This is a genomic window from Rothia sp. HMSC075F09, from assembly GCF_001810515.1.
Taxonomy (GTDB): domain Bacteria; phylum Actinomycetota; class Actinomycetes; order Actinomycetales; family Micrococcaceae; genus Rothia.
This window is the reverse complement of the sequence record NZ_KV801792.1, coordinates 1-25,458: the sequence shown is the minus strand read 5'-3', so window position 1 is coordinate 25,458 and position 25,458 is coordinate 1. Positions and strand designations below refer to the sequence as shown.

Annotated in this window: 12 protein-coding genes and 1 tRNA gene; 8 read left to right on the top strand and 5 right to left on the bottom strand. The window is 62.8% G+C overall.

Annotated elements, in window-relative coordinates; translation table 11 throughout:
- Positions 1 to 18: 18 nt before the first annotated feature.
- From hemL to HMPREF2749_RS05145, 3 genes are all read right to left on the bottom strand, one after another.
- Positions 19 to 1,368: a glutamate-1-semialdehyde 2,1-aminomutase gene (gene hemL, locus HMPREF2749_RS05155; protein WP_049349427.1), complete on the bottom strand. Its 1,350-nt coding sequence runs from the start codon at positions 1,366 to 1,368 to the stop codon at positions 19 to 21.
- Between the two features lie 209 nt (positions 1,369 to 1,577).
- Positions 1,578 to 2,945 carry a threonine/serine exporter family protein gene (locus HMPREF2749_RS05150; protein ID WP_049349429.1) on the bottom strand — a complete coding sequence of 456 codons (1,368 nt, stop codon included), beginning with the start codon at positions 2,943 to 2,945 and terminating at the stop codon, positions 1,578 to 1,580.
- A 150-nt stretch (positions 2,946 to 3,095) separates the two neighbouring features.
- Positions 3,096 to 3,791, bottom strand: coding sequence for a 3'-5' exonuclease (locus HMPREF2749_RS05145; protein WP_012903182.1), 696 nt, complete (start codon positions 3,789 to 3,791; stop codon positions 3,096 to 3,098).
- A 171-nt stretch (positions 3,792 to 3,962) separates the two neighbouring features.
- On the opposite strand from HMPREF2749_RS05145, the gene HMPREF2749_RS05140 reads away from it, so the two are divergent.
- Both HMPREF2749_RS05140 and HMPREF2749_RS05135 read left to right on the top strand, forming a co-directional pair.
- Entirely contained in the window at positions 3,963 to 7,826 is a 3,864-nt protein-coding gene (locus HMPREF2749_RS05140; protein WP_049349432.1) for a UrvD/REP family ATP-dependent DNA helicase, read from the top strand.
- A gap of 79 nt (positions 7,827 to 7,905) precedes the next feature.
- On the top strand, positions 7,906 to 12,636 hold the full coding sequence (locus tag HMPREF2749_RS05135) for an ATP-dependent DNA helicase (protein WP_070593625.1): 4,731 nt from the start codon (positions 7,906 to 7,908) through the stop codon (positions 12,634 to 12,636).
- Between the two features lie 1,021 nt (positions 12,637 to 13,657).
- On the opposite strand, the gene HMPREF2749_RS05130 is transcribed toward HMPREF2749_RS05135, so the two are convergent.
- Positions 13,658 to 14,659: a phosphotransferase gene (locus tag HMPREF2749_RS05130; RefSeq protein ID WP_070541642.1), complete on the bottom strand. Its 1,002-nt coding sequence runs from the start codon at positions 14,657 to 14,659 to the stop codon at positions 13,658 to 13,660.
- Between the two features lie 321 nt (positions 14,660 to 14,980).
- Between HMPREF2749_RS05130 and HMPREF2749_RS05120 the strand changes: the two genes are divergently transcribed.
- Positions 14,981 to 16,930, top strand: a complete 1,950-nt coding sequence (locus tag HMPREF2749_RS05120) for an ATP-dependent helicase (protein ID WP_070593623.1) — start codon at positions 14,981 to 14,983, stop codon at positions 16,928 to 16,930.
- Positions 16,914 to 17,537: a M48 metallopeptidase family protein gene (locus HMPREF2749_RS05115; protein ID WP_070593621.1), complete on the top strand. Its 624-nt coding sequence runs from the start codon at positions 16,914 to 16,916 to the stop codon at positions 17,535 to 17,537. Before HMPREF2749_RS05120 ends, HMPREF2749_RS05115 begins: the two co-directional genes overlap by 17 nt.
- Before the next feature lie 177 nt (positions 17,538 to 17,714).
- Here the strand turns inward: HMPREF2749_RS05115 and HMPREF2749_RS05110 are convergent, their stop codons facing one another.
- On the bottom strand, positions 17,715 to 19,178 hold the full coding sequence (locus HMPREF2749_RS05110; protein WP_070593619.1) for a zinc-dependent metalloprotease: 1,464 nt from the start codon (positions 19,176 to 19,178) through the stop codon (positions 17,715 to 17,717).
- Positions 19,179 to 19,487: 309 nt separating this feature from the next.
- Between HMPREF2749_RS05110 and HMPREF2749_RS05105 the strand changes: the two genes are divergently transcribed.
- From HMPREF2749_RS05105 to HMPREF2749_RS05090, 4 genes are all read left to right on the top strand, one after another.
- Positions 19,488 to 20,711, top strand: coding sequence for a YlbL family protein (locus tag HMPREF2749_RS05105; protein ID WP_070593617.1), 1,224 nt, complete (start codon positions 19,488 to 19,490; stop codon positions 20,709 to 20,711).
- 207 nt (positions 20,712 to 20,918) lie between these two features.
- Positions 20,919 to 24,071, top strand: coding sequence for a UPF0182 family membrane protein (locus HMPREF2749_RS05100; RefSeq protein WP_070593615.1), 3,153 nt, complete (start codon positions 20,919 to 20,921; stop codon positions 24,069 to 24,071).
- Between the two features lie 333 nt (positions 24,072 to 24,404).
- Positions 24,405 to 24,481 (top strand) — tRNA-Met (locus tag HMPREF2749_RS05095).
- Between the two features lie 643 nt (positions 24,482 to 25,124).
- The coding region (locus HMPREF2749_RS05090) for a transposase (RefSeq protein ID WP_210395334.1) at positions 25,125 to 25,458 on the top strand (334 nt) is incomplete at its 3' end.

Below are 25,458 nucleotides of genomic sequence, written 5' to 3'. Positions count from 1 at the left end.
CTTACGTCTCTCAAACTCCTACGCGGATGCGGCAGCAGCTGCGGCAGCCGGAAGAGCCGAGATGATACGGTCCATCGCCTCATCGTCGTGGGCGGCAGAAACGAACCACGCCTCGAACGCGCTCGGCGGCAGGTACACTCCGGATTCGAGCATGGAGTGGAAGAACGCGTTGTAACGGCTGGTTGCCGACGCCTTGATGTCGGCGTAGTTGTGCACGCCCTCCTGAGAGGTGCCAAACGCGACCGAGAAGAGGTTACCGGCGTTCTGGATGGAGTGGTCCACACCGGCGGCGTTGAACGCCTCGGTCAGAGCCTGCTGCAGCTGGGCGCTGCGGGCATCCAGGTGCGCGTAAACGGCGGCATCAGCCAGGGTCAGGGTCGTAATACCCGCCGCGACGGACAGCGGGTTACCGGAGAGGGTACCCGCCTGGTAGACGGGGCCGACCGGCGCCAGGTGCTCCATGACCTCACGCTTACCAGCCAGCGCCGCGATGGGCATACCGCCACCAATGACCTTGCCGAACGTGAAAATATCGGGAACCCAGCCGCCATCCTCGGGGGCCGCGTAACCCCAGTAACCAGCCGAAGACACACGGAAACCGGTCAGCACCTCATCAAAAATGACGAGCGCACCATTCGCGTGAGCAATCTCGTGCAGGCCACGGTTGAAACCGGGCTCGGGGGTCACCACACCCATGTTGCAGGGCGCCGCCTCAGTAATAACCGCGGCAATCTGACCCTCGTGGTTTGCGAACGCCTCACGCACAGCGTCCAGGTCGTTATAGGGCAGAACGATGGTCTCCGCGGCGGTTGCGGCAGTCACGCCAGCAGAACCCGGCAACGCCAGGGTAGCCACACCCGAACCAGCCTCGGAAAGCAGCGCATCCACGTGACCGTGGTAGCAGCCCGCGAACTTAATAATCTTGTCGCGACCGGTCACACCGCGCGCCAGACGAATCGCAGTCATGGTCGCCTCAGTACCGGTCGACACCATACGCACCTGATCAATAGCGCCGGGAATCGCCGCGTTAATACGGTTGACCACCAGCTCAGCCAGCTCAGCCTCCGGCGCGCTCGCCGCACCAAAGGACAGGCCGCGCTCAGCCGCCTGCTGAACCGCCTCAACAACCTGAGGATGCGCATGACCCAGAATCGACGGGCCCCACGAGCAGACCAGGTCAACGTACTCGTTGCCGTCCGCATCGTACAGGTACGCGCCCTTAGCCTTCGCGGCAAACGCGGGGGTGCCGCCCACAGAATTGAAAGCACGCACCGGGGAATTCACGCCGCCGGGAATCACCGCGCGAGAACGCTCAAACAGCTTCTCGCTGGCTTCGTGGTGCAGCGGGTGGGTAGAGGAAGGAGTCATCGTATCGGTGCCTTTCAACAGAGACGGCGAACTAAAGAATTACAAGGGACGATGCGCACCAGGCAACGGAGCCCGCACGCCACTAGCGTCCCGTACCTAACCATCATAGGCGCTACAGATGAACCGCAGGTGACAAGCACCTGAACGTACCGAAAGGTGACGATAAAACACAACAGACAAGTTAGGGAACAGAGAGGACGCGCAACGCGCTAACGCAGGTGCCGGTCGGTATCCAGGCGGTTCAGAACCTGGGTGTCCTGATCGAACAGCCAGTTCTTGTCGAAGATTAGACGCACGAAGGCCAGGCCCATACCCAACGCCATGAAAATCAGCAGGGACTGCACGAAACCGCTTGCCGCCGAGTACATGTCACCGCTAGCAAAATGCGACATCGAACGGTAGAACGGAACACCCGGAACCATCGTCACCACCGCCGGAACCGACAGGGAAATACGGGTGTACTTGCGCTGATGCAGCGGCGCCACAATCTCAGCCAAAATACCCACACCAAACACGGCAATCGTCGCCGCCATATGCGCGGGCATACCAGCCTCAACCATGTGAATACGGATGGGGTTCGCCACCGCAGCAATCACGCCACCCCACACGCACGCCACTGGGGAAGCGGCAAAAAGCATCGCGAAGCCAGCCGCCGCAACACCCGAGGAAAGCACCTGCAACACCAAATACAGGGTCGGATCCAGGTTAAGAGGCGCAGGAGCCGCCAACGGCAGGTGGAAGAGCGAACCCAAAACCCACACCGCAAACGACGCACTCAGCAACAACAAACCCACATAGGTTAGACGCGAAATACCCGCCAAAAAGTCCATGCGGGAAATATCGAGCATGCCCGTCACCATGGGGAAACCGGGCACCAAGAACAGTACCGACGAAATAAAACCAATCATATGGTTCGGGCTAATCCAACCCGCCGCGACCAGCACATTAACAAGCGCAATGTACAGGCCCGCCGCCAGGAAGCCGCACGCCATCCACGTTGCCAAATGGCTCACCCCGCGCTTGAGCAGAGTCGAACGCAAAAACTGGCCGGCACCCGCCGCGAAGAACACCACCGTGCACTCCACCAGACCGCCACGGTTCAAGAACGCGAACCCGGCACACGCTACCGCCGACGCCAGCGCCAACATCCAGCGGGTGTACAGAGGCTTCGCCGAATCAATAAGGTCAAGCTCAGCATTCGCCTCCGCCGGAGTAATCTTTTCGGGAAGCTCAGAAATGAACTTACCCAACTGATCCAGCTTATGAGCGTTAATGCCCATCGTGCGCTGCTCAGCGACCTCGGTACGGAAATTACCCTCCGTGTACGAAGAGGTCGAAATCTCGGTGAAGGTCACCTGCGCGTGATGCTCCTTCAACCCCACAGCCTTTGCCAAACGCGCCATCGACGCCTTAATACGGTACGCGCTCGCACCCGACTTCATCAGGATGCGGCCCAGGCGGAGCACCACCTGAGACTGCGCCACCAAATGCTCATGCGCCAGACGGGTAGACCCCAGATAGATACTGCGCGTATTAGTGTCAGGGTACGGCTCGGTAGTGCGGGGCTGATCATCCATGAGAGGCCTTCCGGGTCGTGCTATTCACGTGCTATTCGTGTAGGTGCGGTTACCTTCTAGCATAGGGGAGAAGCCCAAGCGGGGATAGTGTCAGCCCGTCAGCAAAGGAGAAGTAATTGGGGCGCTACCTAGGTTTTTAGCGGCGCAGGTTTAGCGGCGCACCGGCCAGCGGCCGTCAATGACCTCAGATTCCTTACCCGGCTGCGTACGCAACCACGCCTGGAAGCTCGCCGCCTGCTCCGCCGCCCACTGAATCTGCTGCTCGTGCAGCTGGCGCGCATCCACGTTGAGAACCTCGGGGAACTGCTCGGTGAGCTTCACCAGCAGACGCTCCGCCGCCAGGGCATCATCAGCGGAGGTGTGCGCATTCTCCAGGGAGACACCGTACTCGGCGGCAAGGACCTCAAGGGTGCGCTTGCCGCGCTTACGCGGAATCACGTGCTTATGCAGAACATACGGGTCGAGCACCACACCCGGCGGCAGCTCACCGTTGGCAATATTGTGGCGTAGCATCTCGTGGTGCAGTACCGAAAAATCGTAGGCGGCGTTGAATGCAATAATCGGCACGCCGTCAAGGTTCAGCGCACCAATCGCTCCGGCAAGCTCCCACACGACCTCGCGGGCGGGACGGCCGTGCTCACGCGCGTACTCGGTCGTAATACCGTGCACGGCGGCGGCACCGGCGGGGATCTCAACGCCGGGGTCGGCCAGCCACTCGCCACGGCGCACCACATTACCCTGAGGGTCCAGCAGGATCAGGGAAGCAGTCACGATGCGGGCGGTGGTGACGTCCACACCGGTGGTTTCAAGGTCAAAAGTGGCGCGCAGGCCGTTCATCCAGGTCATGCTATAAGACTAACCCAGCGGCGGTGCGGGCGCGCGCCCGGTTGTCACGCGGCTGTGGATAAACCCTCGGCGGGGCGGCATATTAAGTCACCGAGGCGGCACATAAGCAGCTGACGAGCCCACATGACCACCCACAAGGTACAACCGCGCTACAGCCGATAGACTGAAACCATGACAACCCAACTTCTCACCGGCATCCCCGGAACCGGTAAAACCCATCACCTCACCGAACGCGCCCTGCGCTACCTCGCCGACGGGAACGACCCCGCCCGGCTGCTCATCCTCGCACCCACCCGCACCGCTGCGACCCGCATGCGAGACACCATCGCCGCCTCCAGCGACCGCAGCCTCTCCGTAGCACCCACCCGCGCCTGGGCAGCATACGCCTTCGACCTGCTCAAACGAGCCCAAACCCGGGGGCTGCTCAGCGGCGTAGAAGGCAACCTCAAACTCCTCTCCGGCCCCGAACAAGACGTCATCATCGGCGAACTACTCGCCAACCACGCCGAAGGCATCGCACCCGGCCCCGCCTGGCCCGACGTACTCCGCGACGCCCTCGCAACCCGCGGATTCCGCCACGAAATCCGCGACTTCTTCGACCGCATGGCAGAATACGACCTCACCGCCGAAGACGTACACGCCCTCGCCACCGAACACAACCAGCCCGCCTGGCACGCCCTCGCCCAACTGCACACCGAATACCGTGCCGTGCGAGCCCTCCGCGCCAAAAACGCCTACGACCCGGCAGTACTCATCAACGACGCCTGCCGGCTACTGCTGCGTGCCCCCGAATTTCTCGCCGAAGAACGCCGCCGCTACGACCTGATCCTCATCGACGACGTGCAGGAACTCAGCCCCTCCATCTACCGGCTACTGCGCCTCATCGCCGCCGAAGTCGCCCCCGCAGACGCCGCGCACCTGACCGAAACCCACCCCGACCTCTTCGCTGAAGGCCCTCGGGTTGTCATGACCTACAGCGATGAAGCCGTCGTCCAGGGCTTCCGAGGCGCCCGCCCCGACCTCGTCACCACCCTGCAGGCAAGCTTCCCGAGCATGCGCACCCGCACGCTCACCACCTCGTACCGCCTGCCCGCGCTCATGATGCCGCTCGTGGCGGACATTCGCCGCCGCTTGCCGCGCTACACCCGGTTCGTGCCGCTCACCGCCGAACAGGCAGGGGAGAAGAACAGCGCGCAGGAGGGGGTAAAGAACGGTGCGCCCGCAACCTTCGGACGCATCAACACCACCCCCGCCGATGAAGCCCTCACCTGGGGCGCCGCCGACGAACCGCTGCTGCACCTGGGTGCCGACGGCAAAATCCTCGACCCCGCGCACTACCGCACCGCACCCGCTGGCGTGTATAAGTATGCGCTTTCCAGCTCTCAGGACGAGGCGAACCTCATCGCCCAAATGCTGCTCGAAGAACGCATCTACGGCAACCACCCCTACCGCGAGTCCGCCATCATCGTGCGTAGCAGCGCGGACGTGGCGCGCATCCGCCGCGTGCTCTCCTCGAACGGTATTCCCTCGCGTACCTCCGCGGCGCTCGTGCCGGTGCGCGACGAGCCCGCCGTACGCCCCTTCCTCGACGCGCTCAGCCTGCTCGTCTACGCACGCAAGCGCGGCGAGAAGGCGCTGAACCCCGCCGTGCATATGCTCGCCGCAGAAGGTGCAGAAGGTACGGAGGCAGCGGAGCGTGGCGGCTACGAAACCCTCAGCGCCACCGAAGCTGAAGAGCTCATGCGCCGAAGCCTCGACGACGTCATCGCCGAAGAAAGCCGCGCCAACCCCCTCGGCGGCGCGCAGAGCGCCATCACCCTGCTCACCTCCCGGCTCGGCGGCGCATCCAGCATGGACGTGCGACGACTCCGCCAGCAGCTACGATCCATCGAACTGCAAAGCGGTGGACACCGACCCAGCGACGACCTGCTCCTCGGCGCCCTGCTACACCCCGAAACCCTCCCCGAAGAGGGCGTAGGACGCGCCGTGCACCGTATCGCAGCCGTGCTCTCCGCCGGACGTAAAGCACTCGCCCGCCCCGAATCCACCAGCACCGAAGTGCTCTGGGCGCTCTGGGAAGCCAGCGGCCTCGAAAAGACCTGGGTCGCCCAGTCGCGCGGCGCAGGCCCCGATGCCGACGCGGCCCACCGCAACCTCGACGCCATGATCGGCCTCTTTGAAGCCGCCGACCGATTCGACGAGCAGATGCACGGCGCCGGTGCTGAGCAGTTCCTCGACTTCATCGACGCGCAGGACCTGCCCATGGACACCCTCGCCGCCCGCGGCGTACGCCAAGACGCGGTCGAGATTCTCACCCCCGCGCTCGCCGCAGGTCAGTCCTGGCGCACCGTATATGTATGCGGTCTGCAGGAAGGAACCTGGCCCAACACCACCGTGCGAGGCTCCCTGCTGAGCACCGGCGACCTTACGGACCTGTGCGATGCACGCCTCCGCCAGCGCGCCCAGCAGGCAGAACAACATGCGGGGGAGAGCGAGCAGCCTGTGCCGCCCGCCCGCATCCGCAGCTACCCCGAACGCGTGCGCGACACCCGCCACGACGAGCTGCGCATGTTCGCCGTCGCCGCCACCCGAGCCAGCACCCGCCTCGTGCTCACCGCCGTACGCAATGACGATCAGGCACCCGGCGAGTTCTTCGACTTCGTGCTACCCACCGACGCGGTTGGCGAATCCACGGACGTGCCCATCACCCGCGTGCGCCGCCCCGCCACCCTGCGTTCCCTCGTGGCGGAGCTTCGCCGCACCCTCGTTGAGGAATCGATGAACGCGATGCGTGCCGAAGACGCCCAGCAGGAGGACACACAGCAGAACGGCGCGCCAATGCACAACGCGCCGGAAGAGGCGCCCACCCCGGAGGCTTCCGCGTACCGACTCGATGCCGCCTCCCGCACTCTGGCGCGTCTGGCGAACGCCCAGGCACCCGGCGCCGCACCCGACGAGTGGTGGGGTCTGCTACCGCTTTCTAGCACGGAGCTGCTCTTTGCCCACCGCCCGGCAGACCACGCTGAGCTGGACGAAAACCATGGCGAAGACGGCGAAGAACAGGCTGAAAACCCCGGCCGCCGCACGATTACGCTTTCGCCCTCGCGCCTGGAAACCATCCACAGCTCCCCGCTGGACTGGCTGGTTTCCGCCGCCCGCGCGGAAGCCCAAACCGACCTGTCCCGCTCGCTCGGAACGCTCGTTCACGCCATCGCCGAGGAGTACCCGACCGGCACCCTCGAAGAGCTCCAAACCGCCCTCGACGAGCGCATTAGCTCCCTCGGCGTGCCCGCCCGCAAGGACGATGAGACCGATGAAGAGTACCGCGAGCGCGTGCCCTGGGAATCCTACGCCCTCTACGAGCGCGCCAAGCGCATGATTCTGCGCCTGAGCTACTACTACCGTCAGCACATGGGCGACGCCGGCTGGCAGAACCTCGGTGTTGAAGGCTCCTTCGCGGTGCGTGTGCCCGTGCCCTTCGACCCCGCCGGTGAGGTTGGCGAGCTGGATGCGCTGCTCACCGGTCGTGTGGACCGCCTCGAGGGTACCGCCCCGGCGGAGGACGGCACCCGCCGCTACGCCATTGTCGATCTGAAAACCGGCAAGTCTAAGCCGACCGGCTCGGAGATGGAGACGCATCCGCAGCTTGCCGCCTACCAGGTTGCGGTGGAGGCTGGCGCGGGTGAGCAGCTGGAGGAGCGTTACCGCGCCGAAGCCGCCGCCCTGGAGGCGGGCGAACCGCTACCGGATGCCCGCCCCCAGGAGCTGGAGTACACCGGCTACACGGGTCATTCCGCAGGCGCGGCGCTGGTGCAGCTGGGCGCCTCGGGCGTGAATGACGAGAGCAAGACTCGTCTGCAGGTTCAGCCGGCTCTGACGGAGCACGATTCGTGGGCGGCTGAGCTGGTGCAGCACGCCGCGGAGCTGATTGCTGGCTCGCAGGTGCAGGCTCGTCACCGTGAGGGCGGCTATGGGTGCCGTCTGCCGGAGATCTGCCCGATCTGTACGCGCGGCCGTCAGGTGACGCAGCCCTAGTAGCCGCGTACCCTACGTTTACTTTCGATATCACTCACCCCGAACCTCCCATGAGAATGATCCATGAGGAAGAGGAATCATGACTGACTCTGGCGCATACGGCGCTACTAACTCCGGTCCTGGCACCGGCGCGGTTTCCGGCATGCTCACCCCCGCCCAGTGGTGCGAGCACAATAGCTGGCAGCTGCCCAACGGAGTGCTCTTTTCTGCTGAAGCCGCCGCGAACGACCCCGCGCTGAAGCCTGCCGGCTACCGCAGTGCCCTCGACATTGCCGAGATGCTCAACGGCGCCGACGGCAAGAAGCCGACCCCCGAGCAGGTCCGCATGATTGAGGCGGGCCCCGCCCCGACCCTCGTCATTGCGGGCGCTGGTTCGGGTAAGACCGCGACCATGGTTGACCGCGTGATTTGGCTGGTTGATAACGGTTTTGTGCGCCCTGAAGAGGTGCTTGGCGTGACCTTTACCCGCAAGGCGGCAACCGAGTTGCGCAGCCGTATGCGCGCCGGTCTGAACACGTTGCGCCGTAGCCGCCGCGTCGCCCCGAGCGATGAGGAGCTGCGCGAGGGCATCGCTGACCCGACCGTGCTCACCTACCACTCTTACGCGAATAACCTCGTCAAGGAGTACGGTCTGCGCCTGGGCGTGGAGCAGGACGCGCAGATGCTCGGTGATGCGCAGAAGTGGCAGCTTGCCGCGCAGATTGTGCAGTACTGGGAGGGGGAGCTTCCTCTCGATAAGGACGGCGTGCCGGTGTCTGCGGCGACCATGATTAACCAGATGCTGCAGCTTTCTGACGAGTGCGCGGAGCACCTGGTGGAGCCGCAACAGGTTATTGACTTCTGCACCGAGCAGTTGGCGGCGTACGCGGCGGTGCCCGAGCCTCGCCGTGAGACGAAGACTGAGAAGGACATTCTGAAGGTTCAGCGTCTGCTGCGGAACCGCCGAGTGTACGCGCGCATGGCGATGAGCTACGCCCGCGTGAAGGCGCGCATGCAGGTGCTGGATTTTGGTGACCTGATGCGTTTTGCCGCCCGTATTGCGGAGGCTGACTCGGCGATCCGTGAGGGTGAGCGTGCCCGTTTCAAGGTGGTTCTGCTGGACGAGTTCCAGGACACTTCGCACGCGCAGATGAGCTTGTTCTCCTCGATTTATGGTGCCGATGAGGCGGCGGGTATTCCGGCGCATCCGGTGATGGCTGTGGGTGACCCGAAGCAGTCGATTTACGGTTTCCGTGGTGCTTCGGACGGCCAGATGTTCAGCTTCTACCGTCATTTCCCGACTAAGCATGTGCAGCCGCTGTTCCTGTCCATTGCGTGGCGTAACGACATTTCGGTGCTGAACGCGGCGAACCACGTGGCGGAAAAGCTGAAGGAAGTTCCCGAGTGGGTGCGTGCCGCCGACGGCGATATTACCGCCGCTCAGGTTCCTGACCTGCGCCCGCGCTGCGCCCTGGTGGGGGAGCCTGGCTCGCCCGCTTTTGAGCAGGCTGCCGCGGGCATGGTGGGGCGCGTCGATTTGACGTACCACGACTCTGACCGCGAGGAGGCCGTGGCGATTGCCGAGCGTATTGCGGCGATGCGTGCGCAGGCGGTGCGCGAGTATGAGCGCGCCTACGCGGCGCATCGTTCCGGTGATGGTTCGGTGCGTCCGCGTCTGAAGATGCCCGAGATTGCGGTGTTGGCGCGTGTGCACGGTCAGCTGGACCCGATTCGTGTGGAGTGCGAGCGCCTGGGTATTCCGGTGCAGCAAGTGGGTTTGGGCGGTTTGCTTTCCCAACCGGAGGTTGTGGATTTGGTGTCGGCGTTACGTGTGCTGGCTGATCCGAACCGTTCGGATGCCCTGGCGCGTCTGCTGACGGGTGCGCGTTGGCGTTTGGGTGCGGCGGATATGTTGGCGCTGGGTGATTGGGCTCAGTCGCTGGTGCGTGAGCGTGAGCGTGCCCTGCGTGAGCAGATGGCGTTGCGTATGCTCGCCGAGGCGGAAGACGCTGACGACGCAGCTGCTATCAACCTGCAGACGGAGCACCTGCGTGCCGCCCAGGAGCGCCTGGACGAAACCCTCAAGGGCGCGGTGGAGGATTCTTCCGGCTACGCCTCCCTCATTGAGGCGGTGGAGAACCTGCCGCAGGACGGCGCGGACGGCGAGCCTCTCTACGGTGAGCAGTACCGCGGCCGCCGTTTCTCCCCGGCAGCGCTGGAGCGTCTGCGTGCTTTCGCCGAGCAGATGCGCGTGCTGCGTGCCGGTTTGAGTGAGGATTTGGGCACGCTTCTGTACGAGATTGAGCGGACCATGCTGCTGGATATTGAGCTGGCGGTCCGCCCGGGTACCGACCCGCTGGGTTCGCGCGCGAACCTGGACGCTTTCCACGAGGTGGCCGCCGCCTACGGCATGTCGGCGCCGCGTATTAACGCGATGATTTACGCCGGCTCTGACGGCGTGAGCGCGGAGGAGGGCGACCCGGGTGCGCGCCGCTTCCTGCTGTCTTCGGGCGGCGTGAGCTACATGATGGGCTTCCTCGCGTGGCTTGAACGTGCCGATGACGAGGAGAAGGGCCTGGCGCTGGGCGCCGTCGAACCTGACCCGAACGCGGTGCAGCTGATGACCATGCACGCGGCGAAGGGCCTGGAGTGGGATCACGTGCTTCTGCCGGGCCTGTGCGGTAGTGCGACCGGCGGGCAGACCCCGAACCTGTGGCAGATGTCGGCTAATGCGGCTCTGCCCTGGCCGCTGCGTGGCGACCGCGAGTACCTTCCGTCGATTCTTGAGACCCCGGAGGAGATTACCGCCTTCGAGAAGGCGAAGGACCTGGAAGACTACCTGGCCGAGCACAAGGATGATGCCGCCGAGCATGCCGGCATGGAGGACCGCCGCCTCATGTACGTGGCGATGACCCGTGCCCGTAACCTGCTGGCGTTGAGCGCCTACCGCTGGAAGAGCGCCGCTATGCTCCCCCTGCCGGTGCAGCCCTTCTGGGAGGAGCTGCTGAAGATGCTCTTCAACCCGTTCGTGGGTCTGGATGCGCCCTCTCTGCATTTCGAAGAGACAATGGATACCCCCTGGGCAGCGCCGCAGTTGGTGGGCATGGGCCTGTCGTACACGATGCCGAACCCCGCCGATAAGCGCAAGAAGGTGCACCTGAACCATGTGCGCCGCTGGGCTGAGCAGCTGGCTGAGTCGAAGTACCGCCTGGCGGAGCCGGTGACCCTGGTGCACGGTACGGTCGTGGATCCCTCGAACCTGCCGCCCGCCCCCGATGAGGCGGCGCTGCTGGAAGAGCTGGAACTCTACCCCGTAGACGCTGACGAGCTCACTCCCGTACAGGCGGAGGCGCGCGCGAATGCTCGGGCAACCTACGCCGAGCAGGTGCAACGCTACGCGTGGGCGCTGGTTGAGGCCATGGCTCCTGCCCTCGCGCAGGATTGGCAGCTGGCGGCTCCTTCCGTACGAGCACGCACGGTGGCGGAGAACTGTACCCGCCTGAACCTGCCGGTGCCCGAATGGATTATCGAAGCCACCGAGCGGGAGAAATGGCGTGAGGCGCAACCGCCTCAGCCCGGTTTCTCGCCGACGGTGGCGGCGGCGCTGCCGATTGAGGTGCGCGGCCAGTTCGCCCAGAAGAACTACGAGGACAGGAACCCGAACCTGGGTGCGGTGCTGACCGCCATGTGGCCTTTTGATCCGCTGGAGCGCCCCGTGATTTGGCGTTGGGCTTCTGACGATGCCCTCAATCGGGGCACGGAGGCGGTGCTTCGCCGCGGCCAGCATGAGCAGCTGGAACGTGAGATTGCGATTAACTCCTCGAGCCGTCGCGAGGCGGTGGAGCGTGCCGCCCTGGCGGTGGAGCTCGCTGTCGGCGCGGGGGAGGATGACCTGCACCAGAGCGGGGATGTAGCGGGGGAGAGCGCAAACCACCCTGCACCCGCCGTACTCGCTGTACACGGCGAGTCCGCCATTCCTGAATCCCTGCGCCAGCAGGCGGTGGACTGGGAACGCGAAGCCGACCTGCTACTGCTCATGATGGGCCAGACCGACCCGGTGCTGAGCGAGCAGCTGCCAGGGCACCTGTCCGCATCCACGTTCATTCGCCTAAGCGAGGACCCGCAGGGCACGGTGCATCAGCTGATGCGCCCGGTGCCGCAGCGTCCCTCGCGCGCGGCAACGATTGGTACGGCGGTGCACGCGCTAATTGAGGAGCACTTCGGGGTGGCGCCGAGCGCCGACCCGCTGGAGGCACCCGACGCGGAGGACACGGTGGGCGTTGACCTGCCTGCTTCTGCTGCTGCCTCCGCCTCCGCCGCGCCCGCTGAGCCTGCTGAGCCTGCTGACCAGCAGGAACAGGACGAGTTCACCTTCGAGGACGACTTCGAGGAATCCGAGAGCGAACTGGACGCCTCCGTTCAGCGCCTCTGGGAGCGCTTCGCCAACAGTGAGTGGGGCAGCGACGAGTGGAAGGACCGCATCTGGGCGGTCGAATACCCGGTCGAAACCCACATCGAGGGCGTAAGCCTGCGCGGCCGTATCGACGCGGTGTTCCGCACCGAGGACGAGGGCGGCGAACGCTGGGTGCTGGTGGATTGGAAGAGCGGTTCCCGCCCGAAGATGTCGACCATGCAGTCTCGACGCTTCCAGCTGGGCCTGTACCGCATCGCGTTCTCCCGCATTATGGGCGTGGACCCGGAGCGTATCAGCACCGTGTTCGTGTACCTGGGCGGCAAGGGTGTTGCGGAGGTGTGGGATCACCAGATCCGCGGCGGCCTGCCCTCGGAGGCGCAGCTGGCGAAGGTGATCCGCGAGGCGCGCAAGGGCTAGGTAGCGGATCTCAACAGCGAATCTCCCAGCGCCGGGCGGGCGGCGCTCGCGCGTTAGCTTTGAGCCAATAACCGAATACAGAAAAGCAGCTCACGGAGGCATTGCGCCTCGTGAGCTGCTTTTCTGCGTGGACTTCTGCGGTTAATGGCAGAGAACGCCTCTTCACCCCACTGCATTAGGGTGATGAGGCGTCCTCAGCCGCTGAAGAACTATAGAGGTACTTCGTGCCCTCGCACGCTCCGGGAAAGAATCGCGCCGAACGACTGCCGCTCTCGCGGCCTCACTCGCGCCGCCGGCGCCCCGTGGGGTTTGCGTGCGTCTTTACTCTCAAACACAACCTCGAAAGTAACTCTATAGATTTCTGCCATCGGTGATTGGTTGCGCGGTGCATGAATCCGGCTCGGGTCTGACATGACCGGTCAGGGTCCCGTCCAATCTGTCTCCCCAATTTATCGCTGCCACGATATCAGCGCTGGTCAGTGCGCTATGGGGAGTGTGTCCGCTGGTATTCTCGCGGCACAGCAAAAGTATTCCAGGAGTTTTTGAAAAAATCTACAGGGTAAGTTTTTACCCTAAAATGCACTATTTTGAGCATAGTTCAAGGTGAAGTTGAGACTCTGTGGACTCCCGAGGTCAAAAGTTGGTTCATGTGGGTTTGTGGCGTATTAGCACCCGGGAAATATTGTGAATGGCGCCTTTAGCGCACCTTCAAGTCTCAGCCTTAATCTGAGTCATTCATGCACAAAAATGCAAAACTGGTGCTCAAAAGGTGAGGGGAAACACTTAAAGAAATTTCGGCAAAAAGCCCACTAAAGCCCCTCCACTAGCCCTTATAGGCATCATCCCGTCGGTTTGACAGACAGTCAGGAGAGCAGGTTTCACCGGGCGCGAGTCAGCGGATATACAACCCAGTAGGTACAGTTCAGCCCCGCAGCGCAGTACTGCGGGGCTGAACTGAAAATCTAGCTGAACCGAAAACCTATGCGGTAAGTAGCAACCTAACAGCTACCCGACCCAATACCTACTCGGTGGGGCCGACTAGCGGGCCGACCTCCTCCTGTCCGAGCAGTTCGCCGGAGGCGCGCAGGTCGTCCTGAATGTCCAGGAGCATGGACACCGCGTGGGTTGCGCCGTCGCGGTCGCCAACCTCCACGGTGTGGGTGAGCCACTGGGCGATCGCGAACTCCGCGTAGAAGTTCGCGCGCTGCGCCAGGTAGGCGTCGGGCAGCTGAGGCATCTGCTGGCGGTACACCTCGATTGCCTCGTCGGTGAAGTCGATGTCCTGGCAGGAGTACAGCCAGGCGAAGTCCTGCGCGGGGTCGCCCACGTGCACATCGGACCAGCCGGTGACCTCCACGATGCGCGCCGTCGAGGGCGTGACGTGCAGTACGAGGTTCTCGGCCCCCATGTCACCGTGGACCACGCGCGGGCGGAACTGCCACATGGGTCCGGGGGAGAGCACGGTACGCCAGTGTGCGAGTAGGTCGGCGGGCACCTTGCCGGTTGCGGCGGCACGCTCGAGCTCGGCGTTCTTGCGCAGACGAATCTGCTCCGAAGAGTAGGAGGGCAGATCGGCTTCGTAAATGATGTCTTCGGGCATCACGTGCAGGGTCGCAATGTCCTTGGCGATGATGGACGCCAGGGAGGGGCGGTTCGCCGCAACTTCGCGGCGGCTCAGCTCGGCGAGCTGGTCCACGTCGTAGATGGTGCCGGGGATGTGCGTGTACACGAACACGTTGCCGCCCGCGTAGGGTACGGTGCCGGCGACGGTGGGTACGGCGAAGGGCAGTCGGGCGCGCAGGCCGGGGCTGAACGACTGCAGGATGAGGTGTTCAGCTTCCAGACGCATGCTGGCGTCGGGGCGGCGCGGGGCGCGCACTCGCCAGCGGCGACCGGTGGAATCGGCGATGATTGCCGAGTCGAAGTCGTCGCTGTCTTCGCGGACCGGTTCGGCGCCGACGGGGTAAATCCCGGGCACTCCGGCGGAGACAATGGCTGCTAGCTGAAGGGGAGATAAAGTCACGGGTTAAGGTTACCAAACCAATGTGTGCCGTTTAGTAGTTTTTGGGATCTTTATGCCAAGTGGTGAAGATACTTGTGGATAAGCCTAAACGCTTCCGCCTGCGCTTCTTCCCTCACCTCTATCCGTGCTTCTACTTGCACGCCCCCAGATAGGTAGCGCCTCACGCCCTGAATGAAAGAAGCGACGGCTAAGAAGCCCCGGTGGACTCTGGGAGAATACAATGGAAGACCGGCTATCACCGCCTCGCGCGCCCGCATATCCATATGTCCAGCGCGAGCGCCTGCCGCCTGCCCGTACCGCCCGCCTTACTGATGGAGCATTATGACCGCCACACCTCAGCAGCCTCAGCATATGATCTCCGCAGACGATATTCTTGCCGGGCTTGACCCGGATCAGCGTGCGGTCGCCACCGAGCTGGACGGCCCCATGCGTGTGCTCGCCGGTGCCGGTACCGGTAAGACCCGCGCGATTACGCACCGCATCGCCTACGGTATTGCGATTGGTCGCTACCAGGGCCCGCGCGTGCTTGCCCTGACCTTTACCCTGCGTGCTGCGGAGGAGATGCGTACCCGCCTGCATCAGTTGGGTGCGCACGGCGTGCAGGCGCGTACTTTCCACTCGGCGGCGCTGCGTCAGCTGGTGTATTTCTGGCCGCAGGTGGTGGGCGGTACGTTCCCGTCCATCGTGCAGAACAAAGCCTCGCTCATTACGGAGGCGGCGAACCGTCTGCGCATTAGCACGGATCGTTCCCTGTTGCGTGATTTGGCGTCGCTGATTGAGTGGGCGAAGGTTCAGCTGCTCACCCCGGACACCATCATGCAGCGTTTGAGCGAGAAGCAGCTGCCCTCGGCGATTACCCCGCAGAATATGCAGCGTATTTTCCAGGCGTACGAAGACCTCAAGGATGAGCGTAACCTCATCGACTTTGAGGACGTGCTACTGCTGACCATCGCCATGCTGGAGGAGGACGAGAAGCTCGCCGCGACCGTCCGCAACCAGTACCGCCACTTCGTGGTGGACGAGTACCAGGACGTGTCCCCGCTGCAGCAGCGTCTGCTGGATGTGTGGCTGGGCGGCCGCGACGATATTTGCGTGGTGGGCGACGCCTCCCAGACGATTTACTCTTTTACCGGCGCGACCAGCCGTTACCTGCTGGATTTTCCGCGCCGGCACCGTGGCGCGCACATGGTGAAGTTGACCCGCGACTACCGCTCCCACTCGCAGGTGGTGGAGCTGGCGAACCGTCTGTTGGCGGCGCGTCGTCCGCATCCGGATTCGAGCCCGCATTCGTGGGCGCCGCCGCTGGAGCTGATGTCTCAGCGCGGCCCCGGCGTGGATGTGGAGTGGTTCGGTTACGCGGACGATGAGCAGGAGGCCGCCGGCATTGCCGAGGATATCCGCGACCTGATTGAGAAGGACGGCGTGCCGCCTTCGGAGATTGCGGTGCTGTTCCGCACGAACGCGCAGTCGGCGGCGATTGAGTCTGCGCTGGCTGCCGCCCACATTCCGTACCAGCTGCGCGGCGCGGAGCGCTTCTTCGAACGCCCCGAGGTCAAGCAGGCCATGCTCGCCCTGCGCGGCTCAGCCAAGTCCACCGATGGCACCGAAGACGTCACCCGCTACACCCGCGATGTGCTCGGCGGCCTCGGCTACAAGGAGGAGGGCCCCCTTTCGGGAGGCGCCACTCGCCAGAAGTGGGAGTCCCTCGCCGCCCTGGTGCATATGGTGGATATGATGGCGCAGCACCGCCAAGAGCAGCTTCAGGAGCACCGCGCGAATCCTCGCCCGGGCGTGCCCGAGCCGCTCCCTTTGACCATGCACGAGGTGGTGGCGACCCTGAACCACCGCAGCGAATTCAACGACGCCCCGCAGGTCAACGGCGTAACCCTCGCCTCCCTGCACGCGGCAAAGGGCCTGGAATGGGACGCCGTATTCCTGTGCGGTCTGAACGAGGGCCTCATGCCGATTACTTTCGCGACCACCCCGGATGAGGTGGACGAGGAGCGCCGCCTGCTGTACGTGGGTATTACGCGCGCCCGCAAGTACCTGTGGCTGACCTGGACCATGACCCGCACCGTGGGTGGTCGCGGTCAGCGTAAGCGTTCGCGTTTCCTGGACGATATTGATCCGGCGAAGCGCCGCCGCAGGGCTGAGAGCGCCGGCCCCTCGTATAGCCAGCCCCGCTCGGCACAGGCTCGTTCGACTCAGCCCCGTGCAACACAGGCTCGCCGTTCGTCGAAGGGAAGAGGAGACTATGGCTCAGCGTTTTAAACGTGAGATTCTGCCCGCCACCGAGGATCGACCGCAGATTGAGCTGGTCCGCTCGGCGCGCCGCACCCGCACCATCAGCATGCAGCGTGACGGCGTGGACGAGCACGGCAATCCCGCCTACCGCCTGCTCATTCCGGCTGCGAGTACGAGCGAGGAGATTGATGAGCATATTGCCCGCCTGCTGCCGCGCATTCAGCGTCGTGCCGCGCGCCGTGAGCGTGCCACGCAGCTGACGGTCACGGACGAGTACCTGCGCTCCCGCGCTCTGCACCTGGCGCAGAAGAACCTGCCGGAGCTGGTTGCCGCGGGCAGGCTCGAGAAGCTGTCGATTCGCTGGGTGAGCAACCAGCGTCAGCGCTGGGGTTCGGCAACCTACGCGAACACGCAGATTCGTATCTCATCGGAGCTGCAGGGCGTACCGGAGTACGTGCTGGATTCGGTGATTCACCACGAGCTCTGCCACCTGCTGCAGCCGAACCATTCGGCGGCGTTCCGTGCCCTGGAGTCGCGTTACCCGCAGCTGCTGCGGGCGCAGGCCTACCTGGAGGGGTACGCGCTGGGGCGCTCGCGTGCTGAGGGCGAGCGCGGCGAAAACAGCGCGGACTAAAATCCAGCCAGCTAAAATCCAACCGGCTAACGCGCTTCCCGAAAATCAAAGAATCAAAAACCAAACGAAACACTCGAGCGGGGGTGACTTGTACATTCACAAGCCACCCCCGCTCGAGTGTCAGCTATTTACTTTCGCCGCTCAGCTTTACTTCGCTCAGCGTTACTTGGCTCAGCTCTACTTTTCTTCGGGCGCGTCGCCGAATCCGCCGTCCAGCAGCTTCTGCAGCTCCGAGTCGAAGTCCACGTCGTCCAGGCTGATTTCGTTCATGCGTGCATCGTATGCGGTGAAGTCTTCCAGCTCGGCGGGGGTGGGCAGGGTCTCCGGGGTGTCCCAGAGGCCGTCGCGGGCCTCAATGCCGTGGGAGTTTTCGTACCAGCGCCAGAACTGCTGTGCCTCACGCACCAGGCGCGGGCGCAGTTCCAGGCCGACCAGGTTCTCGAAGACCTGCTCGCTGGGGCCGCCGTCGATGCGGCGGCGCGCCATGATTTCGGTCAGCTGCGGTGCCTTGGGCAGGTTGCGGGTCGCGTCCTCGGTGACGACGGATACCCAGCCTTCGATGAGGGCGAGCAGACCCTCCAGGCGCTGTACCGCCAGTTCCTGGTCTTCGGTGCGCTGGGGGCTGAACATGCCGCCTTCGAATGCTTCCTGTACGGCGTCGGGGTTGCTCATGTCCACCTGGGATGCGGCGTCCTGCATGCGGTTCATGTCCACGCGGATGCCGCGGGCGTAGCGCGCCACGAGCTGGACCAGGTCTTCACGCAGCCAGGGGTTTGCCTTGTGCAGGCGGATCAGCGCGGATTCACGCACGGCAAGGTAGAGCAGGACCTCCTGCGGGGGCACCTCGATGCTGTCGGCGAGCTGCTGGTAGCCGTTGGGCAGCAGCGCGGAGGAGCCGGGCGCGAGGGGGAAACCCACGTCGGTGGAGGAGTACACCTCACCGGCGAGCTGCGCGAGTGCCTGAGCCATCTGCGCACCAAAAATCACGGAACCAATGTTGTTCAAGAAACCGCTGTTGAGAATCTGCGAGATCTCTTCGGGCACGTCTTCAGGTGCGCCGGGCATGACCATGGACTGGGTGACTTCGGCTGCGACCGGCTCGACCATTTCGCGCCAGGAGTCGAAGGAATGCTCAACCCATTCGGCCTTGGACCATGCCTGCACCGGGTGGTTGTGGCGTTCAACGGTGGTTACGGCGTCCAGCCAGAGGTCGGCGAGGTTCGCTGCGTCTTCCACTGCACGCTTGAGGTTTTCGGGTACGGAGGGGTCTTCACCCATGGATGCGAGCATCTGGCGGGTCTGGTTCTTCACGTTATCCCAGTTCACGCCGCTGGGGCTGTCGGATGCGCCCGCGCCGGAGAACATTGCCTGTACCTGCGCGAACATGCTCTGCATCATGGCGGGGTCGAAGCCCATGCCCATGTTCTTCAGGTCTTCGGGGTCGATGCTGATGCCGAAGGGGTTCTGACCGCCTTCGCCGAAGAGCGCGCCGAAGGGGTTCTGTGCGTTGGAGGAGGTGCCCTTGCCGCCCTGGCCGGTTGCCCCTGCGGAGGGGTCGAAGCCCTGCTCCTGCATCTTCTTAATGAATTCTTCGAGGGGGTCGCGCTCGTTGGAGGCGCCGCCGGTGGGGTTCTCAGACATGTGAAGCCTTTCGTAATCCGGGGGTGGGCGTAGCTGGCCCGCTCGCTGTCCAGCCTACCGATTTTTGCTGAGAATTTCCCGCGCCACCGCTGTGGATGCGGCTTAATCAGCTGAGGGCTCACAAGCTTGTCTCTGTCGCCGGGGTTTAGGAGCTTTTTCGTGCCGCTGTCACCGTCGGGTGCTGACACAGCGCGGCGTGGGCAAGAGCGGGGGCAAGAGAGTAAACGCCCCGTGGTTGCTCTACTTTTAGCGGGGTGACGGTGCCCGCGCGCGTGTTGAAAAGCAGGTTTATCCGGTACTGTAGAAACCATGACTAAGTCCACCCCCGATGCTGAGCAGCAGCCGAACGCCGCCTCCGCGAGCGTGAAGAGTAATGAGAAAGCGGCTAAGCGCCGTTCGCGTTTTGCGCCGCGCCGCGTGAACCTGCGTTCGGTGAGCGCTGTGGCGACGTGCGCCCTGCTGGCTGGTGCTTTTGTTCTGCCCAGTTCCTATGTGAAGGAGGGCCCCGGCCCGCTCTTTGACGTGCTCGGAACCTACCAGGAGAAGGACGTCATTGAGGTCTCGGGTGCGCCGAGCTATAAGACGTTCGGCAAGATGAACATGACCACGGTGTCGGTTTCGGGTGGCCCGTACACGGAGCTGTCCGGCGCGGAGGCGTTCTACGGCTGGTTGGCGTTTGACGGTAACCGCAGTCTCGTGGTGCCGACCGATGCCCTGTACCCGCACGTGAGCCATGAGCAGGCAACGGCAGAGACCGGCGCGCAGATGGCTGATTCGCAGACCCAGGCGAAGGTCGCGGCGATGCGCCAGCTGAAGATGGCGGTGACCGAGAAGGTTCAGGTGCTTTCCACGGTGGAGGGTTCCCCGGCGGCGAGCGCTCTGAAGGCTAACGACCGCATTGTGAAGGTGGGGGAGAAGCAGATTGAGACCCTCACCGATGTTCCGAAGGCTGTGAACGCTTCGAACGGCTCGCCGGTTGAGATGACTGTGGAACGTGACGGCACGCAGCAGACGTTTAAGCTGACCCCGGTTCGTTCCAGTGACAATAGCCGCTGGATTCTGGGTGCTGGCTTGAAGCAGAGCTATGACCTGCCGGCGCACGTGCAGTACAACCTGGACGGTGTGGGCGGCCCGAGTGCGGGTCTGATGCTGGCGCTGGGCACGGTCGATAAGCTCAGCGAGGGTACCCTGCTCGCCGATGAGGACGCCGGAGGCGACCCGTACCGCAGCTACATTTCGGGTACCGGCACGATTGATGCGAACGGTAAGGTTGGCGCAATTGGCGGCATCAAGTACAAGATTTTGGCGACGGGCCGTTACGGTGCGCGTTATTTCTTGGCGCCTAAGGAGAACTGCGATTCGATTGTGAAGATGCAGGCGCAGGACCCCGACCTGTTCAACTACTATCACGCCGGTCAGGTGCGCGGCACGATGGTGGTTGTGCCGGTGTCGACCCTGGATGAGGCGGTGAAGACGGTCGAGGCAATTAAGTCTGGCACCCCGGATGATTCCCTGCCTCGCTGCGGCTCCTAACGTAACGTTTCTCTCCGCAAGGTTCTCACCCGTATAGCGTAGAAGTCAGCCCCGGTATTTTACGGTACCGGGGCTGTTCTGCGCCCTCCCTACCTCTTTTATCTGCCGTATTTCGCCCCGAGCTTCTACGAGGTTCTGCCCTTCCGCGTTACCTCTGAGATACTTAAAGGCAGTTATTTTCTCTGAACGTATGATGAGCGAGGAATTGTGTCTGAGTCGACCAATAACACCGCGCATCCCAAGCCGAAGAAGTCAACGCCTAAGCGTCGTAGCCCCCTGCGGGTGACGATTGCTGTGGTGGCGGTGCTCATTGCTGCTTTTGTGGGTGCGTCCCAGGTGTACACGGACTGGCTGTGGTTTGATCAGCTGGGTTATAGCACCGTGTTCACTACCCAGATTTTGTTGAAGGCAGCCGTGTTTGTGGTGGCTGCCATGGTGATTGCTGTGCCGCTGTGGGCTTCGATGTCCTACGCGGTCCGTCATGCTGATGTGGCGCCGGCGTCCGAGAAGAAGCCGCAGGAGGCGCCGAACCCGAATCAGAGCGTGCCGACGAGCGGCACGGATGCTGCCGAGCAGATGCTGCGTGACGTGTTTGGTCAGCAGCGTGCTGAGGAGAGCATGCGTCGCTACCACGAGAGCGTGGATAAGGCGCGTAAGGTTCTGCTGATTGTGGTTCCGCTGCTGTTGGGTCTGTTCATTGCTTCAGCGACGATGACTCAGTGGAGCACCGTCGCGCTGTTCTTCAACCAGCAGTCCTTCGGTAAGACTGACCCGGAGTTTGGCCTGGATTACGGCTTCTTCCTGTTTGCGTTGCCGTTCTTCCGCATGGTGGTGACTCTGGTGACCTCCGCTGTGGTGCTGTCGGCGCTCGCGGGCCTGTTCATGCACTACTTCTACGGCGGTATTAAGGTGCAGCCCGGTGGTGTGAGTACCACGTCGGCATTCCGCCGTCACGCTGCGATTGTGGTGGCTGTGTTTTTGCTGACTCGTGCGGTGAGCTTCTGGTTGGACCGCTATTCGTCGACTCAGCAGCAGGTGGGCCGTTGGGCTGGCGCGATGTACACGGATGTGAACTCGTCGATTCCGGTGAACGCTATTTTGGCGATTTCTGCTTTGCTGGTGGCGATTATGTTTGTGGTGGCTGCTTCGATGAATCGTTGGCGTCTGCCGCTGATTAGCACCGCGATGCTGGTGATTGTTGCCGTGGTTGCTGGCGGCCTGTACCCGTGGATTGTTCAGCGTTTCCAGGTGGTTCCGAATGAGCAGGGTGCTCAGTCGAAGTTCATTCAGCGCAATATTGATGCGACCCGTTACGCGTACGGTCTGGACAAGATTGAGACCACCCCGTATGACGCGACGATTGATACCCGCGCCGGTGCGTTGAGCTCTTCGAGCGCGACCATTGCGAATATCCGCCTGCTGGATCCGAATGTTGTGTCCTCGGCGTTTGCTCAGATGCAGCAGTTCCGCCCGTACTACCGTTTTGATTCGCAGCTGGCGGTGGACCGCTATTCGGTGGGTAACACCACGCAGGATACGGTGTTGGCGGCTCGTGAGCTGAACCCGGCGCAGACGAGCGGCGATTCCTGGTATAACCGCCACGTGGTGTACACCCACGGTTATGGCGTGATTGCCGCGTACGGTAACCAGGTGGATTCTGCGGGTAACCCGAAGTTCTTGCAGTCCGGTATTAAGGCGACCGGTACCCTGAGCGAGGATTATGAGCCGCGTATTTACTTTGGTATGAGCTCGCCGGAGTATTCGATTGTGGGCGGTAAGGGCGACACCCTGGAGCTGGACCGTCCGCTTTCTGCTGAGGAAACCAACGCCTCCGATGCGAAGTACACTTTTGCCGGTTACGGTGGTCCTCGCGTTGATTCGCTGCTGGCTCGCCTGTCCTACGCGATTAAGTTCCAGTCCTCTGACATTCTGCTGTCGGATGCGGTGCGTGAGGGTTCGCAGATTCTGTATGAACGCAACCCGCTGGACCGTGTGCGTAAGGTGGCGCCGTACCTGAGCGTGGATTCTAAGCCGTACCCGGCGATTGTGAATAACCGCGTGCAGTGGATCGTGGATGCTTACACCACGAGTGACCAGTTCCCCTACGCGCAGGGTAGCTCCCAGGATGCGGCAACCGCTGCGGGTGCTCAGCGTTCTAACTCGGTGAACTACATCCGTAACTCGGTGAAGGCTACCGTGGACGCATACGACGGTTCGGTGACCCTGTACGCGTGGGATGAGGAGGATCCGGTGCTGAAGGCGTGGCAGGGTGTTTTCCCTGGCACGGTGAAGAGCTACCGTGAGATGAACGCTTCGCTGATGAGCCACGTGCGTTACCCGACTGACATGTTCAATATTCAGCGCACCATGCTGAATAAGTACCACGTGACGAACGCGAATAGCTTCTATGCCGGTGACGATGTCTGGTCGATTCCGAACGACCCGACCAATGATCGTAACCAGCCGATTTCGCCCTACTACCTGTCCCTGCAGATGCCCGGCGATTCTCGTGCGCACTTCTCGTTGACGACCACGTTCATTCCTCAGCAGAGCGATTCGAACTCTCGTAACGTGATGTACGGCTTCCTTGCCGCTAATGGTGATGCCGGTACCGGTAAGGACGGCGAGCGTAGCCCCGATTACGGCAAGCTGCGTCTGCTGGAGTTGCCGCGTTCTTCGGTGGTTCCGGGCCCGGGCCAGGCTCAGAACATTTTCAACTCTGATGCTGAGGTGTCGAACCAGCTGAACCTGCTGCGCCGCGGTTCGTCTGAGGTTATTAACGGCAATATGCTGACCCTGCCGGTGGGCGGCGGCATGCTGTACGTTCAGCCGGTGTACGTGCAGTCGAGCGGTGACGCCAAGTACCCGCGTCTGCAGCGTGTGCTGGTGAGCTTCGGCGATAAGGTCGGTTTCGCTCCGACTCTGGAGGAGGCGCTGAACCAGGTGTTCGGTGGCTCTTCGGGTGCGAAGCTGGACGGTTCGGCGGCTAGCCCCTCGGCTTCTGCCTCTGGCTCCTCTGGTACTTCTGGTTCTTCGGGCGCTTCGACCGGCGGTTCGTCGGCTTCGCAGTCTTCGGAGCTGAAGCAGGCTCTGACGGATGCCTCGAAGGCGATGACCGATGCTGATGCGGCAATGAAGAAGGGCGACTGGGCTGCCTACGGTGAGGCTCAGAAGCGTCTGGAAGCAGCCGTGAAGAAGGCTCTGGAGGCTGAGGAGGCGCAGAGCGCGGCTTCCGCTAAGGCTTCGGCAGCGCCCAGTGCCTCTGCGGCTCCGAGCGCCTCTGCAGCTCCCAGTGCCGCGGCTTCTGCAAGCGCCCCCGCAAGCGCGAAGCCCAGCGCCAGCGCCTCGGCTTCTCGCTAAGACTAAGAGGCTAAGCCTAAGAGACAGCGGGGGAGTAGCCCATACCGGATGCTCACGGGTCTAGCGTCCTCGCTCTAGATCCGGGGCCTGCACTGGATACGGCTCCTACCGACTAGCTCTAGCGGTCTCTGCGGGAACGGGGTGGAAGTGATTCACTTCCACCCCGTTCCTGTATGTTCTACCCCTGGCACTGCCCCGTAGCCCCTATTCCTACCCAACTGCTTTCTACCCAACTGCTTTCTACCCAACAGCCCCTATTTTTGTGTGCTTGGTTACAAATCGCGTTTTTGGCTTGCATGCCCGGTTTGGGGTCTGTATAGTTGTATGAGTCGCCGCGGGGTGGAGCAGTTCGGTAGCTCGCCGGGCTCATAACCCGGAGGTCGCAGGTTCAAATCCTGTCCCCGCAACCAGAAAAACCCGGTATCTCAACGAAAAGTCGCTGAGATACCGGGTTTTGTTTTGCCCTGACGAGACCGAATCCCTATGTTATTCCCTACCTTTCAGCCAAACTCAGGCCCGTCGTCGAGGTGGGGGGAGGGGGGACTATCACCCAACATCGAGGACTATCATCCAACGCCCCTTCGGGGCGTATGACTATCTTCGCTCGTGCATGATCTCGTGGGAGGGAGGTTGCAGAGGAGGATTTTCACCGCCTAATCGGCGTTGATACCGGCTGTTTACCGCCTGAAAATGCAAAAGCGGTATAGCATTTTCCCTCGTATCTCAACCGAATCCCAACCCTTTACCGCCTTCACCGCCTAAAACCGAAAACTTTTATATATACACACGCATATGTAGGAAGATGAACACTCGCGTGTACACTTTTTAGAAATTAGGCGGTAGAGGCGGCAACACACCATGTTTTGACTGATATACCAACGTTTTCGATATACCGCTTAGCCTCAAACAGGCGGTAACTAAGCGGTGAAAGAGTAGCGTCCCGCATAGTGGTGTAACCGTGGGTGGTCGGCCCGTTTGATATGGGTGCGGTCACCGTGTGATCCTTCGAGAAAGCTCTCTACTTCTGACTCGAAACGATTTGGAGGCACAACGATGACCGCTCCTCATATTATCGACCCTGCTGGCCTGCTTGGCGAGGCGTTATCCCAGGCGTCCCCAGATTTGATGCGTTCCCTGCTCCAGCACGTGATTAACGCGTTGCTCTCAGCGGACGCTGACACCGTGTGCGGGGCCCAGTGGGGCCAACAAGACCCGCAGCGCCAGGCCCAGCGCAATGGGTATCGCTACCGGCCCCTGGACACCAGGGTCGGCACCATCGACGTGGCGATCCCCAAGCTGCGCTCAGGCACCTACTTCCCAGAATGGTTACTGCAACGGCGCAAACGCTGTGAAACCGCGTTGATCACAGTGGTCGCTGACTGCTACC

What these genes read in the sequence shown, in the direction of transcription:
- HMPREF2749_RS05140 (WP_049349432.1), top strand. Translation starts at nt 3,963, where the DNA reads ATGACAACCCAACTTCTCACCGGCATCCCCGGAACCGGTAAAACCCAT.
- HMPREF2749_RS05120 (WP_070593623.1), top strand. Translation starts at nt 14,981, where the DNA reads ATGACCGCCACACCTCAGCAGCCTCAGCATATGATCTCCGCAGACGAT.
- HMPREF2749_RS05135 (WP_070593625.1), top strand. Translation starts at nt 7,906, where the DNA reads ATGACTGACTCTGGCGCATACGGCGCTACTAACTCCGGTCCTGGCACC.
- HMPREF2749_RS05105 (WP_070593617.1), top strand. Translation starts at nt 19,488, where the DNA reads ATGACTAAGTCCACCCCCGATGCTGAGCAGCAGCCGAACGCCGCCTCC.
- HMPREF2749_RS05145 (WP_012903182.1), bottom strand. Translation starts at nt 3,791, where the DNA reads ATGACCTGGATGAACGGCCTGCGCGCCACTTTTGACCTTGAAACCACC.
- HMPREF2749_RS05150 (WP_049349429.1), bottom strand. Translation starts at nt 2,945, where the DNA reads ATGGATGATCAGCCCCGCACTACCGAGCCGTACCCTGACACTAATACG.
- hemL (WP_049349427.1), bottom strand. Translation starts at nt 1,368, where the DNA reads ATGACTCCTTCCTCTACCCACCCGCTGCACCACGAAGCCAGCGAGAAG.
- HMPREF2749_RS05110 (WP_070593619.1), bottom strand. Translation starts at nt 19,178, where the DNA reads ATGTCTGAGAACCCCACCGGCGGCGCCTCCAACGAGCGCGACCCCCTC.
- HMPREF2749_RS05115 (WP_070593621.1), top strand. Translation starts at nt 16,914, where the DNA reads ATGGCTCAGCGTTTTAAACGTGAGATTCTGCCCGCCACCGAGGATCGA.